At 59.8% G+C, this 533-nt stretch carries 1 pseudogene; it reads left to right on the top strand.

What is annotated here, in order from left to right:
* Window positions 1-533 (top strand): annotated as a pseudogene (locus tag ACW9I6_RS32410) (type IV secretion protein Rhs); the annotation flags it as partial.

The following is a 533-nucleotide window of genomic DNA, read 5'->3' as shown; positions in this document are numbered from 1 at the left end:
TGTTACTGACCGAGATTGAAAACGAGGTCGGCGAAACCTATCGGCTCGACTATCACGCCAACGGCCTGATCCAGCAGGAAACCGGGTTTGATGGGCGCCGCACCGCCTATGCCTACGACCTCGCCGGGCATCTGCTGGAAAAGACCGAATACGGCGATGACGGCAGTCAGTTGGTTACCGGTTATGCGCGCGATGCTGCCGGTCGCCTCGTAAGAAAAACCCTGCCCGACCGCAGCATTGTCGATTACACCTACGACCGCCTCGGCAATCTCCTCAGCGTCGACGACGGCCACTGGCCGCTGCATTACGAATACGACCTGCAAAACCGCCTCACCGCCGAACACCAGGGCTGGGGCACGTTGCGCTATGGATACGACGAATGCGGCCAACTCGAAAAACTACGCCTTCCGGATAACAACCGCCTCACCTTTCACCACGACAAAGGCGGCGACCTCGCCACCGTCGAACTCAACGGTAACCTGCTCACCTCGCACCTGTTCAAATCCGGCCGCGAACACCAACGCCAGCAGGGC

Source organism: Pseudomonas sp. SDO5522_S412, from assembly GCF_054071215.1.
This window is presented reverse-complemented; position numbering and strand designations above follow the sequence as displayed.